Origin of the sequence: Trabulsiella odontotermitis, from assembly GCF_030053895.1 — a bacterium.
GTDB lineage: Bacteria > Pseudomonadota > Gammaproteobacteria > Enterobacterales > Enterobacteriaceae > Trabulsiella > Trabulsiella odontotermitis_C.
Genome location: NZ_CP125781.1, coordinates 784,639 through 800,491 on the forward strand (window position 1 = coordinate 784,639; position 15,853 = coordinate 800,491).

At 50.4% G+C, this 15,853-nt stretch carries 17 protein-coding genes; 7 read left to right on the forward strand and 10 right to left on the reverse strand.

The genetic code is table 11. From position 1 onward, the window contains the following. On the forward strand, nt 1-774 hold the full coding sequence (locus tag QMG90_RS03805) for a hypothetical protein (protein ID WP_046494153.1): 774 nt from the start codon (nt 1-3) through the stop codon (nt 772-774). A 166-nt stretch (nt 775-940) separates the two neighbouring features. Continuing rightward, nucleotides 941-2,074 carry a DUF3800 domain-containing protein gene (locus QMG90_RS03810; protein ID WP_046494155.1) on the forward strand — a complete coding sequence of 378 codons (1,134 nt, stop codon included), beginning with the start codon at nt 941-943 and terminating at the stop codon, nt 2,072-2,074. Between the two features lie 34 nt (nt 2,075-2,108). Here the strand turns inward: QMG90_RS03810 and QMG90_RS03815 are convergent, their stop codons facing one another. Further along, on the reverse strand, nt 2,109-2,597 hold the full coding sequence (locus QMG90_RS03815; protein WP_225622896.1) for a hypothetical protein: 489 nt from the start codon (nt 2,595-2,597) through the stop codon (nt 2,109-2,111). Nucleotides 2,598-2,904: 307 nt separating this feature from the next. Between QMG90_RS03815 and QMG90_RS03820 the strand changes: the two genes are divergently transcribed. After that, complete coding sequence (locus QMG90_RS03820) at nt 2,905-3,159, forward strand: type II toxin-antitoxin system ParD family antitoxin (protein WP_046494160.1); 255 nt, start codon at nt 2,905-2,907, stop codon at nt 3,157-3,159. Nucleotides 3,160-3,291: 132 nt separating this feature from the next. Here the strand turns inward: QMG90_RS03820 and QMG90_RS03825 are convergent, their stop codons facing one another. The 7 genes from QMG90_RS03825 to pcoA all read right to left on the reverse strand — a co-directional run bounded on the left by QMG90_RS03825 (nt 3,292) and on the right by pcoA (nt 10,142). After that, a complete protein-coding gene (locus tag QMG90_RS03825) occupies nt 3,292-3,726 on the reverse strand; it encodes a hypothetical protein (protein WP_046494162.1) in 435 nt (144 codons plus the stop codon). 216 nt (nt 3,727-3,942) lie between these two features. Next, complete coding sequence (gene pcoS, locus QMG90_RS03830; protein ID WP_046494163.1) at nt 3,943-5,343, reverse strand: copper resistance membrane spanning protein PcoS; 1,401 nt, start codon at nt 5,341-5,343, stop codon at nt 3,943-3,945. Beyond that, complete coding sequence (gene pcoR / locus QMG90_RS03835; RefSeq protein WP_001188930.1) at nt 5,340-6,020, reverse strand: copper response regulator transcription factor PcoR; 681 nt, start codon at nt 6,018-6,020, stop codon at nt 5,340-5,342. The genes pcoS and pcoR overlap by 4 nt, the downstream gene beginning before the upstream one ends. Nucleotides 6,021-6,074: 54 nt before the next feature. After that, nucleotides 6,075-6,953, reverse strand: coding sequence for a copper resistance inner membrane protein PcoD (gene pcoD, locus QMG90_RS03840; protein ID WP_229692861.1), 879 nt, complete (start codon nt 6,951-6,953; stop codon nt 6,075-6,077). Between the two features lie 55 nt (nt 6,954-7,008). After that, nucleotides 7,009-7,389: a copper resistance system metallochaperone PcoC gene (pcoC, locus tag QMG90_RS03845; protein ID WP_000025662.1), complete on the reverse strand. Its 381-nt coding sequence runs from the start codon at nt 7,387-7,389 to the stop codon at nt 7,009-7,011. A gap of 39 nt (nt 7,390-7,428) precedes the next feature. Then, a complete protein-coding gene (gene pcoB / locus QMG90_RS03850; RefSeq protein ID WP_001378118.1) occupies nt 7,429-8,319 on the reverse strand; it encodes a copper resistance outer membrane transporter PcoB in 891 nt (296 codons plus the stop codon). A 5-nt stretch (nt 8,320-8,324) separates the two neighbouring features. Beyond that, nucleotides 8,325-10,142, reverse strand: a complete 1,818-nt coding sequence (gene pcoA / locus QMG90_RS03855; RefSeq protein WP_000925242.1) for a multicopper oxidase PcoA — start codon at nt 10,140-10,142, stop codon at nt 8,325-8,327. A gap of 164 nt (nt 10,143-10,306) precedes the next feature. Here pcoA and QMG90_RS03860 point away from each other — a divergent pair, with 164 nt between their 5' ends. From QMG90_RS03860 to QMG90_RS03870, 4 genes are all read left to right on the forward strand, one after another. Beyond that, complete coding sequence (locus QMG90_RS03860; RefSeq protein ID WP_000019473.1) at nt 10,307-11,287, forward strand: IS5-like element ISKpn26 family transposase; 981 nt, start codon at nt 10,307-10,309, stop codon at nt 11,285-11,287. After that, a complete protein-coding gene (locus tag QMG90_RS22410; protein WP_306676345.1) occupies nt 11,269-11,448 on the forward strand; it encodes a hypothetical protein in 180 nt (59 codons plus the stop codon). Before QMG90_RS03860 ends, QMG90_RS22410 begins: the two co-directional genes overlap by 19 nt. 128 nt (nt 11,449-11,576) lie before the next feature. Beyond that, a complete protein-coding gene (locus QMG90_RS03865) occupies nt 11,577-12,026 on the forward strand; it encodes a copper resistance protein (RefSeq protein WP_001023257.1) in 450 nt (149 codons plus the stop codon). A 288-nt stretch (nt 12,027-12,314) separates the two neighbouring features. Continuing rightward, nucleotides 12,315-13,052, forward strand: a complete 738-nt coding sequence (locus QMG90_RS03870) for a peptidoglycan DD-metalloendopeptidase family protein (protein WP_004118669.1) — start codon at nt 12,315-12,317, stop codon at nt 13,050-13,052. A gap of 33 nt (nt 13,053-13,085) precedes the next feature. Here the strand turns inward: QMG90_RS03870 and QMG90_RS03875 are convergent, their stop codons facing one another. Next, complete coding sequence (locus tag QMG90_RS03875; protein WP_000843497.1) at nt 13,086-13,283, reverse strand: DUF2933 domain-containing protein; 198 nt, start codon at nt 13,281-13,283, stop codon at nt 13,086-13,088. Nucleotides 13,284-13,323: 40 nt separating this feature from the next. Continuing rightward, nucleotides 13,324-15,795 (reverse strand): Ag(+)-translocating P-type ATPase SilP, encoded by a 2,472-nt coding sequence (silP, locus tag QMG90_RS03880; RefSeq protein ID WP_129244003.1) that lies wholly within the window; start codon nt 15,793-15,795, stop codon nt 13,324-13,326. Between the last annotated feature and the right edge of the window lie 58 nt (nt 15,796-15,853).

Below are 15,853 nucleotides of genomic sequence, written 5' to 3' on the forward strand. Positions count from 1 at the left end.
ATGTTGATTCTCGATTGCTCCTCACGAACTCAGGCGTTGCATACATTATCTGCCGGGTTTGCCTGTCCCCCTGAAAAGCTGAAAAAAGTGCTGCTTTCGCTCGATCTTGAAAGTATCTACGAGCTTAATCCTCGCCAGTTGGTTGATGCACCTCAGTATCTGAGAGACTACGTCTGTGCGGAACTGGGCGAACCGGGACCATTCACCCGGGCTCTGTGGTTTCATGGCACCCGGACTTTCGCCGGTAATACTTTTCCGGCGGGGTTACTGGCGCTAAATCAGTCAGAATCCCTCGCCATGAAAATGCTGCTCAACCTGGCCCCGAATGAGATGGTCCGTAAACACCTGCAGGAATGGGATGTTCCGGGGGGCGTCCCGGATGAGATGTTTCAGCTCAGAACCGGCGATAAAATTCACTGGGGACCTTATGGCCATTTAGTCCGGGAATTACATTTTAACGCCAGTGAAAATGGACTGCATGATTACCTCTGGCTGCCGGAGCTGGTAGAGGATGTCTGTAAGGCCTACCAGAAGAAATACGGCCACGATCTTAAACCGCATTATCTCAGCGTGCTTCATCCCTGTATTGTCTGGTTCGAGGCGGATATTGTTTATGAAAAAGGGGTTCTTGAAACGGCTCTGGCATATGCCTATACATCAGTCCGTGACCTCCCGCCGGACGGAAACGCAACTTTCGGCATAGACTGTGACGGGAAATCTGTGTCCAGGTCGGCCATTGCCAGAATCGAGTTTCTGCAGCCCGGGCAGATGTAATCTCTAAAAAACGGGTCTGTGATCCGGCCCGTTTGTTCGTTGCCGTGAACCCAGTATTGAGGTCATTAAAGCCTTAAGCGGATCACTTGCAGCTGGCTGCAGAAAGGTTTTACATTGACCAGGATTATGCCGTTTCCCTTCCTACTGCCTGGTAAAGGATCTCTGAATGCACTTTTATGTGGATGAAACAGGCCAGACTGGCCGAAACCTTTTTGACAAAACCCAGCCAGTCCTCTCCTACGGAGTGCTGTCGTCTGATGCTAATCTGGATAAGGTTGCTGAAGCGGATCTTGCCGTATTACGCAAAACGCTTGGCGTGCAGCGCCTGCACGCTGCGGAACTGGGCTTGCACCGCCTTTCTGACCTTGTGGATACGCTGCTGGTTCTGCAGAAAAAGCACCGGATACGGTTTGACATCTGGCAGGTAGTAAAGCGCGATCATGCCATTATTTCGTTCTTCGACCAGGTATTTGATCAGGGAATGAATCCAGCCGTTCCCTGGTCTGCATACTGGACCCCTCTGCGCTACCCCCTGCTGCTGAATCTGGCCAGCCTGTTTGATGATGAACTTGCTTCAAACGCATGGACGGCAAGGCTGGAGGCGCATGATGAGCGGGCGTCGGAACTTTTTTGTACCGTCAGTGATGAACTGATCAGCAGGACGGCAGCCAGCGCGCTGGACCACCGGTCGAAGCAGCTGATCACCGATGCCCTGAACTGGGCGTCAGCCAATTTTGAACAGCTGGGCTATAACTGTAAAACCAACAAGGAAAGGCTGCGGATTATGCCCAATATGATTGGCTTTCAGTCCGTATTGCACGGGATCTGTTCCCGCCTGGGGGCACCAGAAAGAAAGGCCAGTATCATTGTTGACCAGCAGTCACAGTTCAACACCACCCAGCGTGAACTTAACGAGTTTTACTACCAGATACGGGAGATGCCCTGGGAACTGGGGCCCGGATTACCTGTTATGAACATGAAAAATATGCCGGCTGAACCACTTGTATTCCAGTCCGGTACCAAGAGTGCAGGTCTGGAGCTGGTAGATATTTATCTCTGGACATTCAAGCGATTCATGGAAGACAAGGCGCTGACAAAGCCACTTTCCCGCCTTGTTTATACCAATCTGAAAACAGCCAGGACCAACAGCGTGTCAATCCAGTCGGTTGCCAGTCGATTTATGGAACTCCTGGGTAAACTCCCGGTACCAAGCGCAGAGATCATGAGGCAGGCGCAGGAACTGCGGGACTTTGATGAAGCCAGACGCATGCCATATGTGGTGTCGGGATCACCCGACTGATGCCGGATAGTTATCTGCTTTCAACTGCCCCCTCTCAGGGGCAGGTTTTCAGGTTAACCGGCAGCTGTGATCCACGACGCCGCTTACAGTCATGCTGCGATGCCAGAATGTCAGCAACCTGATAATCGGTCCCCATCGCCACATCGTGCAATAGCAGGATAAAGTCCCCGTCACTGCCGCCCCTGCGCGAATCCAGATACCGCTGCAGCCATCGGGCATGATAAAGAACGTGGCGCTGTTCGCGCTGCAGCCATTTCAGCGGCAGACGGGACGTCATATCGTCAAGGCTGCGCATTTCCTGATGAAGCGGCGCAATAACAGCGGAAAATTCCTCTCTCAGTATCCGGGCAGGTTTCTTCTGTCCGAACAGCGCGGCCATATTGCTCAGGACATCCTCGATCGTCCGGCTGACTTTCTGGGCCTGATCACGGGAGGCCTGATAACGCGTAAACCAAAACTTACAGTAGAACCCCGCAGCGGCAAGCAGCGCCGTAAGGATCGGTCCAATCAGACTTGTGTCCACAATATTCTCCTTAAAGATGGTCATGAGGCCACCCGAAGCAGCCGATGACGCAAATATACCTCGTTTTAGCAATTAGTGCTATCCGTGAGTGCAAAAAGTGCTATTCGTTGTTTTTGGTATTGATATTTTAATTGATATATGCATTTGGATTTCCCTTCAGTTTTCTCCCCTGAGATCCGAAAAAAGTATAAGTCGGATCTCCAGACTACTGCTGCGTTGTTTTGACTAAAATGGCGGAGGTGGAACCAGGAGAGTAAAATAATCTACTGATGTAAGAATAAATCTTACATTGAAAAACGGAGGGGTTATGGCCCGTACGATGACCGTGGACGTGGGTGATGAGCTGCGTGAATTCATCGATTCCCAGGTTAAGGCCGGTGATTACCGAATCCAGAGCGAGGTTATGCGTGACGCGCTGCGTCTGCTGCGCGATCTGCTGGCCGAAGGGATCAGCAGCGGCGAGGCGAAACCATGGAACAAGGATGCATTCCTGAAAAACGCCAGTGCCAGGGCGGAAAATGAAAGGGATCGAGCTGATGCGAAAAGAGAAGAAGACCTGTAAGTTATCTGGGACTACAGCTTTAGACAGTTCGGAGTTGTCCAGGCGGATGCATATATAAAAAAACGCTCCCGGACGGGAGCGTAAGCCAGTGACTTCGGCGTCAAATGAGGGTCTGACAAGTGGAGCTGCGGGTTAATTCTGGGTGATCTGGCTGCGATGCTTTTCCGCCTGTTGCTGATGAATAACGGAAGACTGGCCATTATTCGCCTTCTCATGCACAACAGCGGCTTTCTCATGCTCGCTCATTTCGGAAAATGGCTTAGCAGTTTCTTGGGTGTTCTCAGGTTTGGCTTTCATCATTTTTTTATGCATTTCAGCCATGTCCTGATGGGCGGCAGAATTGCCGTTTTGCATCATTTCATGGGACATAGCGGCCTGATCGTGACCGCTCATATCCATCATTTTCATGCTCTCCCCCTGAACTGCACTTTTTTCAGCGGATGACTGCATCTGATGGGCAGGCGCCTGGGCATTATTTACATGGTCATGCATGTTCATTGTCTCTGCAGCCCAGGCAGATGAAGCGACAGCCATCATGGCAATAAAGGATACAAGAATTTTTTTCATGGTTGGGTCTCCGGTGTTTTCATACCCGAACAATCAATGCTTATAACAGAGAAAGCATTTGATCTCAGGGCTGGTTAATCATCACGCCAGGAACCGGGCGATTGAATTATCACGTTGCTCCTGATTTATGACTGATTATAAAAAACCGCCTCTGTTTATCGCGTGACTAAATGATGACATTTTTGTCACCTTCCGGATTTTTCCTGAATAACAGTATTAATCCGTTAACAGACGCACACTGAACACAATTTCCCGCCCCTGCTGTTCTGCTGACAGCTCGCCGCCGTGAGCATGAATGATCGACCTTGTAATTGATAATCCCAGCCCCGCGCCTTCCGTGTTGTGGACCCTAGATGAGTCTGCGCGATAGAACCGGTCAAACAGGCGTTCCAGATTAGCGGGAACCGGGCCAGACATCGTATTCGTAATCATCACGTTCACACAGTCACTGTCACGCTCAAGGTGTATCGCTGTACAGGTGTTATCGGGAGAATACTTGATTGCATTGGAAAGCAGGTTACTGAAAGCTCGTCGCAGCATATCGCTGTCTCCGGCAACAACGCCCTCTCCTTCAACCGTGATTGTCTTTCCTGTTTCGTCTGCCAGGGGCTCGAATAACTCACGTAATTCATTCAGTTCGGCTGCCAGATCTACATCATGTTTATCCAGCTGCAGCAGACCATGCTCTGAACGTGCCAGAAAAAGCATGTCACTGGTCATTCGTGACAACCTTTTCAGTTCTTCCAGGTTAGCGAATAAAATTTCGCGGTAATGCGAAACATCCCTTTCCTTAGCCAGTGCAAACTGCGTCTGCATCATCAGATTACTGACTGGTGTGCGCAGCTCATGCGCGATGTCAGACGAGAAATCTGACAGTTTCCGAAATGACCCCTCCAGGCGATCGAACATGTTATTGAATTCCTGCATGGTCTCAGAGATTTCCGGTGGGGCCAGATCGGGATTAAGACGCTGATCAAGGCTGTGTACGGTCATGGAGGAAGCCAGACTGGTCATTTCCCGTAACGGTTTCAGACCAATACGTGTGGTCAGCCAGCCCAGAAAAACAGAAATAAAGACCAGACCGATATTGAACCAGAACAGCCAGGTACTGAGTTTGTCCATAAACAGGGTGTGATACCCAGTATCCGTGGCAACCGTAATGATGACATGTTTGCTTTTACCCTGTTCCGGCGTCACGGCAACCCGCCGCGAGATACTGCGGTACACGGTGTTATTTTCTTCCGTCTGGATCATATAGTCGAGAATATCACCCGACTTATTAAGCAGGACCGCTGGAACAACAGAATTTTTGGCATAGAGTTCAACAATTTTTTCATTTTCCATGTTTTTTATAGAAATGAATAAGCCATTGTGCCCCACCATCGCATCGTTTATTTTTTCTGATAATGACTTAATATCCGTTTTGTTCCTGAACGTCTCTGTTTTAAGAAACTCTTCGGTGAGCTGAAGTTTACCTGTCAGAAAATCGCGGTCCTGATTATCGAAATAGCCATTAAGGGTGCTAATCAGGATAAAACTTGATAACCACCATACCGTAAGCATCACCGCAGAAAAAATCAGGCTCAGGCGTGTGGTCAGGGAAATTTTGAACCTCACTCTTCTCTGATCTCCAGGACATATCCGGCACCGCGAACGGTATGGATCAGTTTTGGCTCAAAGTCATCATCAATTTTACTTCTCAGACGTCTCACGGCGACATCAATCACATTCGTATCACTGTCAAAATTCATGTTCCAGACCAGGGACGAGATAAGACTCCTGGGTAACACTTCTCCGGTGCGTTGCAGCAGCAACTCAAGCAGAACGTATTCTTTACCGGTGAGATGGATCTTCTTCCCCGAACGGATCACGGTCCGGCGCACCATATCAACGGTCATATCGGCGATGGTGCAGACTGTTGCGGCCTGCGAGCGTGCCCGGCGCAGTAGGGTTCTTACACGTGCAACCAGCTCCGTAAAATCAAAGGGCTTAATCAGGTAGTCATCTGCGCCAAGCTCCAGTCCTTTCACTTTGTCCCGCACGTTGTCCTTTGCGGTTAAAAACAGGACCGGTTCTTCGTGCCCGGACTCCCTCAGTGCGCTGATGATTTGCCACCCGTCGAGGAAAGGCAGCATCACGTCCAGTATTATCAAATCATACTGTCCCTTCGACGCGGCCCCGAGACCATCGCGGCCATTATTAAAGAGATCGGCCTGATAGCCTTCCTCAACCAGTCCCTGCTGCAGGTAACGACCTGTTTTTTGTTCGTCTTCAACGATTAAAATACGCTGCATGGTCAACTCGCTGATATGAAAGTAAAAATCTCACGCATGAGCTTTGGCTGTCCCCTAGCTGACCTGAGACGGAGCAAGCATTCCGAGCCACGCTACGGCGCCCAGAATGATAATCGCAACAACGAATTCTGTCAGGATGCTGTTTCGCATCAGGGCAACGCTGCGATCATAATTCCCTTCCCTGACCATAACTTCAAGCCGGGGACCCAGGTGAAACCGGTTTGCTGCAGCCAGAAGAAGCATCAGAACAAACAGAGCCGTCTTGGCAAGCAATATCCTCCCCCAGGAACTGTTGAATAAGGGAGTTAAGTTACCCTCAGCAATATACAGATAGTTGACCAGCGCACTCAGGATCAGGGCTACAACAATCACCGTTCCTGCCGTGGCAAATTTTGCCAGGGAGTCAGATATCACAATGACGCTCTGTGCATTATGCTCGTTTCTGCGCATCAGCAGGATAGCAAATGCAACCAGAGCACCTGTCCAGGCACCTGCAGCGCCGAGATGGGTCAGATCGCTCAGTAAATGGAGATAGTAATGCAGACCGTCATGCATAACGGCGTGTCCTCCCCAGGCAAGTGTAGCCAGCGCCACGCCCCCACTCATCGTCATCAGCAGGCAGGACAATACTCTCTTATTAGTGTAAAGGAACAAAGCACCGAGTGTGGTAAACAGGGCACAGAGCCTGACAATCCAGCTAATACCCACATCAGTTTCTTCTATCACCATCTCGATAACATGGATGGATAATTCTCTGAGGTCAGTTACTCCACTCATGGCATTAGATACCAGGAGCATATTAATGCCAGTAAGAATGATGCCTGTAACAACAGCAAAGGTTATAAACGACCTGAAATTAGTCAGGTTATAGGTTTCATGTCTGACACCGCTTATTCCATATATCTGAAAAAATGGCAATCCAAATATTACCATCAAATCCAGATAAAGAAGAAAACGAATAACAATCATAATCAGGTCGTTCATAATATTACTTCACTGTAAAGGTGTAATTACCGGTAATAGGGTGCGTATCTGAAGAAACCGCGCGCCAGTCAACACGATAAGTGCCAGCGGGTAAAGGCTCTCGCGGAATAATGACCATCGATTTAGGGTCAGCGCCTGGCGCCACTTTTGCCGCGACCGGCATCGGAGAATGTGATGACATGCCTTTCATACCCGTCATCGTTAATTTTGCACCTGAGAATTTCACGGTCAGATTTTCCGAGAAATTAAGCTGAATCTTTTCCGGGGCCGCTACGGCTGAATCAGCCTGTGGCACAGAGCTTTTTAATTCCGGATGGGCCATAGCAGAGAAAGCAACGCCCATAACGAGGCCACCTGTAAGAATGGCTTTATTTAAAATCGACATTTTATTTACCTGTTTAGTTGAGTGTTTTATATCAGTGCGTTAAAACCAGATTCTGGCTCCCGCCAGGAATACTACCTGATGGTCTTTCTCACCTTCTCTTTTCGCCATATCGGATGTTTTCCCGTAAAGTTGATTCCAGGAAACGCCTATATAGGGTGCAAACTCACGGCGTATTTCATAGCGCAGCCGGAGCCCCAGCTCTGTGTCAGTCAGTCCCCTGCCGCGACCCCGCGATTCATCATCCTGACTGTAGAAATTCACCTCATAGGATGGCTGGAGTATGAGCCGGTTAGTCAGTAAAACGTCGTATTCTCCTCCCAGACGAAGGGCTGCTTTTCCGCCATTACTGACAAAACCCGTAATTTCAGACTCAAAATTATAGAGTGCCAGCCCCTGAAAACCGACAGCAGCCCAGGTCCGGGCAGAAGCAGGTCTGAAATCCTGCCTGACACCCGCAACCAAATCCCACCATGGGCCAACCGCATGTCCCCAGAGTAACTGCGCTTCAGCCGCCTCCGTTTCCCCATTGCTTCGTTCACCTTCACTCTTTAGCCAAATCCGATCTGTGTCGCCTCCAATCCAGCTGTTAACACTCCAGCTGAAATTGTTGGTGTTATCCGACCGTTGCCATTCCAGTTGATCCAGCAGAACCAGATAATTAATCGCACTGTCGTGAATCGCATGCCCCTGTAAATTGCCGAATGCAGCCTTCCGGTCGGCATCGGTAACAGGCGGAATTGGCGTTCTGCTCTCAGTTACAATGGGCTCCATTGACGTCATCTCAGTGAAATTCTCATCTGCTGGCATCTGCATGGCAGACATGTCGTGCCCGGCGTGGGGATCTGCAGAGACGGAGCCCGCCGCAATAGAAAGCTGTGAGGTAAACAAACCGGCGACCAGAACAGGTATGGCCTTCAAATTTCTCTTCATTCGCATCATTCCTCCACCCGGACTTCACGAAACATTCCCATTTCCATGTGATAGAGCAAATGGCAGTGATACGCCCAGCGGCCAAGCGCATCTGCTGTCACTCTGTAACTGCGTTTTGTACCAGGGGGAACATCTATTGTGTGTTTACGAACCATGAAATTACCGTTTTCATCTTCCAGATCGCTCCACATACCATGCAGGTGAATGGGGTGAGTCATCATGGTATCGTTGATCAGCGTGATCCTGAGCCGCTCACCGTATTTCAGCAGCACCGGTGCGGCATCTGAAAACTTGATTCCGTTAAATGACCAGGCAAACTTTTCCATGTGGCCGGTTAAATGCAGTTCTATGGTACGGCCAGGTTCACGTCCGTCAGGATCCTCAAAGCGGCTTTTCAAATCCGCGTACGTGAGAACCTTTCTTCCGTTATTTCGAAGACCAATACCCGGATCATTTAATTTCGGAGAGACGCTCATCGCCTGCATATCAACCAGTGGGTTATCCGTTTCTGACGCAGGATGACTTTGCATACCCGGCATTCCGGCCATCCGGGAATGATCCATACCGGCCATGCTGCTGTGATCCATGGGCGCGGAGGATGTCCCGCTATCCGGAAGGTCAGCACCGTCCATAGACATCATCTCTCCGCTGTTATCCATGCCTCCCATCTGGCTGTGGTCCATTCCTGCCATATCATGTCCCATTCCCCCCATACCCATATCTTCCATGGTCAACAGAGGACGGGGATCGAGGGGGGGAACGGCAGCACTTAACCCCTCTCTCGTGGCCAGTGTCCCTCGAGCGTAACCGGTCCTGTCCATGGATTGTGCGAAGATGGTATAGGCCTCACCCTGAGGCTCCACAATGACATCATAGGTTTCGGCAACGGCAATCCTGAATTCGTCAACGGTAACCGGGTTTACATACTGGCCATCTGCAGCCACGACCGTCATTTTCAGCCCGGGGATACGGATATCGAAATAGGTCATTGCCGAGCCGTTGATAAACCGTAAGCGTATCTTTTCACCGGGACGGAACAGTCCGGTCCAGTTTTTCAGCGGGGCCTGCCCGTTCATGAGATAGGTGTAGGTGTAGCCACTGACATCCGCGAGGTCAGTCGGATTCATTTTCATTTCAGCCCACATTTTCCGATCGGCAATGGTGGCTGACAGCCCCCTGGTATTCACGTCGCGGAAAAAAGAGCCAACGGTTGGTTTATTGAAATTGTAGTAATCCGACTGTTTTTTTAATTTTTTCAGCAGGCTGTGAGGATTTTCATCGGTCCAGTCAGACAACATGACCACATGCTCACGATCGTAAGCAAACGGTTCTGGCTCCCTGGCATCGATGATAATGGCACCGTATACCCCCTCCTGTTCCTGCAGACCGGAATGGCTGTGGTACCAGTAAGTCCCGTTCTGCTTAACCTTAAAGGTGTAAACGTAGGTATCATCAGGCTCTATGCCCATAAAACTCAGCCCCGGAACACCATCCATATTGGCCGGAAGAATAATGCCGTGCCAGTGAATGGACGTCTGTTCATTAAGACGGTTTTTGACCTTCAGGGTAATGGTGTCACCTTCTTTCCAGCGAAGAACGGGCCCCGGCAGGCCTCCATTGATTGTTTTGGCCTGACGCTCACTGCCCGTGATATTGACGGCCGTTTCACCAATGGTCAGGTCAAACTGAGTACCCTGCAGGGATGCGGCAACTGGCAGGCTCAGACTGGAACGCGCATTGAAACTCCATACGCCAAGACTTCCGGCTACGCCAGAGAGGGTTAACCCCTTCAGGAAAGTTCGTCGAGACGTTTTCAACAGCATGCGCATTCCCTTATTTAAAGTATGGTTACTGACAGAATTCGAGAACCGATTTAAATTAAATTACTGGTTCATCCACTTACAATGAAATGAATCTAGGGAAGGTGCGAACAAGTTCCTGATATGAGATCATCATATTCATCCGGAGCGCATCCCAGAGGGACATCATGAGCCATCAACTCACCTTCGCCGATAGTGAATTCAGCACTAAGCGCCGTCAGACCCGAAAAGAGATTTTCCTCTCCCGCATGGAGCAGATTCTGCCATGGCAAAACATGGTGGAAGTCATCGAGCCGTTTTATCCCAAGGCGGGCAATGGCCGACGGCCCTATCCGCTGGAGACCATGCTGCGTATTCACTGCATGCAGCATTGGTACAACCTGAGCGACGGTGCCATGGAAGATGCCCTGTACGAAATCGCCTCCATGCGCCTGTTTGCCCGATTATCCCTGGATAGCGCCCTGCCGGATCGCACCACCATCATGAATTTCCGCCACCTGCTCGAGCAGCATCAACTGGCCCGTCAATTGTTCAAGACCATCAATCGCTGGCTGGCCGAAGCAGGCGTCATGATGACCCAAGGCACTTTGGTGGATGCCACCATCATTGAGGCACCCAGCTCTACCAAGAACAAAGAGCAGCAACGCGATCCGGAGATGCATCAGACCAAGAAAGGCAATCAGTGGCACTTTGGCATGAAGGCCCACATTGGTGTCGATGCCAAGAGTGGCCTGACCCACAGCCTAGTCACCACCGCGGCCAACGAGCATGACCTCAATCAGCTGGGTAATCTGCTTCATGGAGAGGAGCAATTTGTCTCAGCCGATGCCGGCTACCAAGGAGCGCCACAGCGCGAGGAGCTGGCCGAGGTGGATGTGGACTGGCTGATCGCCGAGCGTCCCGGCAAGGTAAAAACCTTGAAGCAGCATCCGCGCAAGAACAAAACGGCCATCAACATCGAATACATGAAAGCCAGCATCCGTGCCAGGGTGGAGCACCCGTTTCGCATCATCAAGCGGCAGTTCGGCTTCGTGAAAGCCAGATACAAAGGGCTGCTGAAAAACGATAACCAACTGGCGATGTTATTCACCCTGGCCAACCTGTTTCGGGTGGACCAAATGATACGTCAGTGGGAGAGATCTCAGTAAAAACCGGAAATAACGCCAGAAATGGTGGAAAAAATAGCCTAAATAGGCTGATTCGATGTGTTTGCGGGAAAAAAATCGGCCCAGATCCGCGAAATTTTAATCAGCGAGTCAGCTTGGGAAGAAATGACCTGCTTATTCGCACCTTCCCTAGCACACCTTAAGAAACAAATTCATTACAATCGTGTAATGTACATAGCTGTATTACATTTACGTCATCTTCCCCACAGGTTGATTATTTTTATATATGATCATAAGGACATCTTTTATGTACCTCAGAAGGTAATTACACATGAATATATTAATCACGACCACTGCGTTTACAGCTTTATTTTGTGGGGCAGCTTTTGCTCAGTCCAGTGATATTGCCCATGAAGCACATCGATTTGTTAATAATGCCTCAGCCGTCAGTCATGTGAATTCCTCGACGCATGAAAACTTACCGGACAGGGTTAATAAAAACAACACGCCCTCATTCTCTGAAATGAATGAACATGAAAGGGCCATTGTTGCTCATTCATTTATGAACAACAGCGCGTCCTATGCGCATCAGAAAATGATTGAGGAACATAAAAAAATGCTGTCCGGCAGTGATGCAAATTCAAAGACCTCGTCTTCTTCTTTTAACGAACTGAATGCCGGAGAAAAAGCCGCTCTCGTGCATGAGCAGGTCAATAATGCCGGTGCGGAAGCACATCAGACGCAGGCAAGAAAGCTTCGCGGGCTGTATTCGACCAGGTAACTGCAGGCGGGTTAGTGCTTAGCGTCAGGTGCGCAGCAGGGCTTTACTGACGGGTTACGTAGCAGGACATGAGCCCCATATTGCTCTGCCGTAACCTGTTTCAGTCCCGTTAATCATCACCGTCGGGCTGGTCATACAGTTCCCAGAGCTTCAGGAGCAAACGGGAAACAAGATATGTTACAAAAATGACGACCATCAACGGTGCTCCCGATTAACTGACAGATGACACGCCTCCTGAAAACCCCTAGCATACGCCGCAGTGTTCATGCTAACGGCGAATTCCAGTAAATGTATTCTACCGATGTCGTAAAAGAAAATGCCTACCTTTCAGCCACCCGCTCGGGGCTGGAATCGAACGAGATCGCTACTCTTCAGCGCTCCTTGCCTTCCCGGTTTAATCTGCGGCATTTGAAAAAAAATGAATCATTAAAACTCGTACTGCAAAAGAAAGCGGGAAAATCACGTGTCGTGGCCTATAAATTTACGTCCGGTTCATTTAATTACACGGCGTATCGTATATCAGATAAAAAGTTCTATAACCTTTCCGATACTTCCGGGAAAGGCAGTCTCGATTATCCGTTACCGGCCACAGCAAGACTCAGTTCGCCTTTCAATCCTGCAAGACTTAACCCGGTATCGGGAAAAGTGAGTCCCCATAATGGCATTGATTATTCCATGCCCATGAACACGAAAATAGTCAGCGTCATCGACGGAAAAATCACCCGGGCCGAATACAACAGTACCATGGGATATTTTGTTGAAGTAACGGGAAAAGCCGGTGTTAAAACTCGCTATCTCCACCTCAATAAAATACTCGTTACTAAAGGGGCCAGGGTTACCCGGGGAGACGCTATTGCGTTATCCGGTAACAGCGGACGTTCATCCGGTCCTCATCTGCATTACGAGCTGGTCATCAATAACAATCCTGTTAACTCACTGGCGTTCCGGGCAGCGGCACCCGCTGATAACAAACTTGAACAGCATGCCTTTGCGCATGCCAGAGACTACGAACGATACCTGGACTGATAACGGGGCCGCGACGCGGCCCCGTCTGCCGGATTAATTTTTTTTATCGTTTTCACTTCCTTGATGTTGATGATCTCCATGCCCTCCGTGGCCGTGGAAAAGATGCATTAGCGGGCAGACCAGCAATAACAGATATGGCCAGTAACCTGCCACATGTGACCAGTGTTCGCGCAGGAGGGCAAATGCCGCGATCGCGGCGACAGCAATAAGCGCATAGGTGGTACTTTTCATACTGGACTCCTTCTGTTCGTAACAGCCCCTTCACTCAGTGTTATTTCCCGAGCCTGACACTTTTCAGACGCAACGCATTCACAATGACGCTGACGGAGGAAAGAGCCATGGCCGCCGCCGCAATAACTGGCGACAGCAGTATTCCATACACAGGATAAAGCAGACCTGCAGCCACAGGCACGCCAAGTGCGTTGTAGATAAATGCAAAAAACAGATTCTGTCGGATATTTTTCATGGTGATTTCTGACAGATGACGGGCCCTGTTCAGTATCATCAAGTCGCCTTTGAGAAGGGTGACTCCGGCACTTTCAATTGCCACATCTGTACCCGTTCCCATGGCTATACCCACGTCAGCCGCTGCCAGCGCCGGGGCATCATTCACACCGTCTCCGGCCATCGCAACCACATGGCCAGACGCTTTCAGTCGGGTTATCACTGCTTTTTTGCCATCCGGCAGAATCCCGGCTTCAACCTCATCTATTCCCAGTTTCCGTGCGACTGCTTCAGCGGTAAGCTGGTTATCCCCGGTGAGCATAACGATGCGGATCCCCGCCTGACGCAAAGCTTTAAGCGCATCCGGCGTGGTTGCTTTCACGGGATCCGAGATAGCTATCAGGCCTGCAAGGTGCCCGTCTGTGGCCACATAGATAACGGTAGCGCCTTCCATCCGCAACGTATCCGCAACGGCCTTTTGATTATCAATAACGATACTGTTTTCCTGCATAGCCAGTTCATTACCAATAACAACCCGTTGACCTTCGACATCGCCTGAGACACCTTTACCCGACGGCGCATTGAAATGAGTGACTGCGGGTATTGCGATCCCCTTTTCCTGTGCTGCTTTAACTACTGCCATACCCAGCGGATGCTGCGAGCCTTTTTCCACTGCGGCCGTTACACGCAAAAGAGATGTTTCCCCACCCGGATTGAGACTGATAATCCCTGTCACCGTCGGCGAACCTTCCGTGAGCGTGCCTGTTTTGTCGACAACCAGCGTGTCCACTTTTTCAAGACGCTCAAGGGCTTCGGCATTCTTGATTAACACCCCGGCCTGGGCTCCTTTGCCCACCCCCACCATTATCGACATCGGCGTGGCCAGCCCCAGCGCGCAGGGACAGGCAATAATCAGGACCGACACAGCCGCAATGAGACCGTGCGCCATCCTGGGCTCGGGCCCCCAGACAGACCAGATCATGAAAGCAACAACCGCGATAAGTATCACCAGAGGAACAAACCAGCCTGAAACGCTGTCAGCCATTCTCTGGATGGGGGCCCGCGAACGCTGTGCATCAGCGACCATCTGAACAATTCGTGAGAGCATCGTTTCATCACCGACTTTCTCTGCACGGATGATAAGACTACCTGTCTGATTAATGGTCCCCCCGATGACAGGGTCACCCTCCGTTTTGGTAACAGGCATAGATTCCCCGGTCACCATCGATTCATCAACGGTTGTTTTGCCTTCGACCACGATACCGTCGACCGGAATACTCTCTCCAGGTCTGATGCGGAGCTTATCGCCAGGCAGGACATCTTCCGCATTAATATCCGTTTCATGACCGTCTTGATCCAGCCGCCTGGCGGTTTTGGGGGCAAGGTTAAGAAGCGCAGTAATGGCACCTGAGGTTTGTTCCCTTGCCCGCAATTCAAGGACCTGTCCCAGCAGAACAAGCACCGTAATAACAGCTGCGGCTTCAAAATAAATGGCCACCAGGCCATCCATGTTTCTGAACGATGCAGGAAACCAGGAGGGGAAGACGGTTGCAATGACGCTGTAAACCCAGGCTACGCCGGTCCCCATTGCAACAAGGGTAAACATATTCAGGGAGCGGTTACGTAACGACATTCCGGCCCGGGCGAAGAATGGCCAGCCACACCACAAAACGACAGGAGAGGCCAGAAGTAACTGCAGCCATGTGTTGTACTGTGGCGGTACTGTATTCCTCAAAGCGGGAAACAGATGAGAACCCATTTCGAGTATCAGAACCGGAAACGCCAGCAACAACCCCAGCCAGAAGCGTCTTGTCATGTCGCGAAGTTCATCACTCGTCCCCGTGGATGCCGTAGCTACGAGCGGCTCCAGTGCCATTCCACAGACAGGACAGCTTCCGGGACCACTACGGCGTATCTCCGGATGCATCGGACATGTCCACACACCTTCAGAAATCTCTTTCTCCGCCTGGCGGTGAGACTGTTTTATCTTATCAGGGCTGACTTCATGGTGGTCGTGGTGATGGTGATGTTCACTGGCATCTTCGGTAAAATAATGATCGGGATGGGCTTTAAATTTGCTCTCACAGCTGGCGGAGCAGAAATAAAGCTGATGGTCCTGGTATCGAATGCTGCTGTGCGCCTTGTCAGGCAGGATGACCATCCCGCACACGGGATCTCTCACCTTATGCAATGCGTGACTCTCGTCCGGGGATGATGTCTGCTCAGAAGCAGTCTGGTTGTTATGTTCCACTGCATTGTCATTTTTCACAGTAACTCTCCTTATGCATATCTGAAGCATTTTCTGTCTTCAGGATATGTCATGGATGCGATTACCACGAATGCCGCCGGCATAAGAG

Bases quoted from the DNA above. Each gene is read 5' to 3' on its own strand.
- QMG90_RS03805 (WP_046494153.1), top strand. From the start codon at position 1: ATGTTGATTCTCGATTGCTCCTCACGAACTCAGGCGTTGCATACATTA.
- QMG90_RS03810 (WP_046494155.1), top strand. From the start codon at position 941: ATGCACTTTTATGTGGATGAAACAGGCCAGACTGGCCGAAACCTTTTT.
- QMG90_RS03820 (WP_046494160.1), top strand. From the start codon at position 2,905: ATGGCCCGTACGATGACCGTGGACGTGGGTGATGAGCTGCGTGAATTC.
- QMG90_RS03825 (WP_046494162.1), bottom strand. From the start codon at position 3,726: ATGAAAAAAATTCTTGTATCCTTTATTGCCATGATGGCTGTCGCTTCA.
- pcoR (WP_001188930.1), bottom strand. From the start codon at position 6,020: ATGCAGCGTATTTTAATCGTTGAAGACGAACAAAAAACAGGTCGTTAC.
- pcoD (WP_229692861.1), bottom strand. From the start codon at position 6,953: ATGGTAATATTTGGATTGCCATTTTTTCAGATATATGGAATAAGCGGT.
- pcoC (WP_000025662.1), bottom strand. From the start codon at position 7,389: ATGTCGATTTTAAATAAAGCCATTCTTACAGGTGGCCTCGTTATGGGC.
- pcoB (WP_001378118.1), bottom strand. From the start codon at position 8,319: ATGAAGAGAAATTTGAAGGCCATACCTGTTCTGGTCGCCGGTTTGTTT.
- pcoA (WP_000925242.1), bottom strand. From the start codon at position 10,142: ATGCTGTTGAAAACGTCTCGACGAACTTTCCTGAAGGGGTTAACCCTC.
- QMG90_RS03860 (WP_000019473.1), top strand. From the start codon at position 10,307: ATGAGCCATCAACTCACCTTCGCCGATAGTGAATTCAGCACTAAGCGC.
- QMG90_RS03865 (WP_001023257.1), top strand. From the start codon at position 11,577: ATGAATATATTAATCACGACCACTGCGTTTACAGCTTTATTTTGTGGG.
- QMG90_RS03870 (WP_004118669.1), top strand. From the start codon at position 12,315: ATGTATTCTACCGATGTCGTAAAAGAAAATGCCTACCTTTCAGCCACC.
- QMG90_RS03875 (WP_000843497.1), bottom strand. From the start codon at position 13,283: ATGAAAAGTACCACCTATGCGCTTATTGCTGTCGCCGCGATCGCGGCA.
- silP (WP_129244003.1), bottom strand. From the start codon at position 15,795: ATGCTTCAGATATGCATAAGGAGAGTTACTGTGAAAAATGACAATGCA.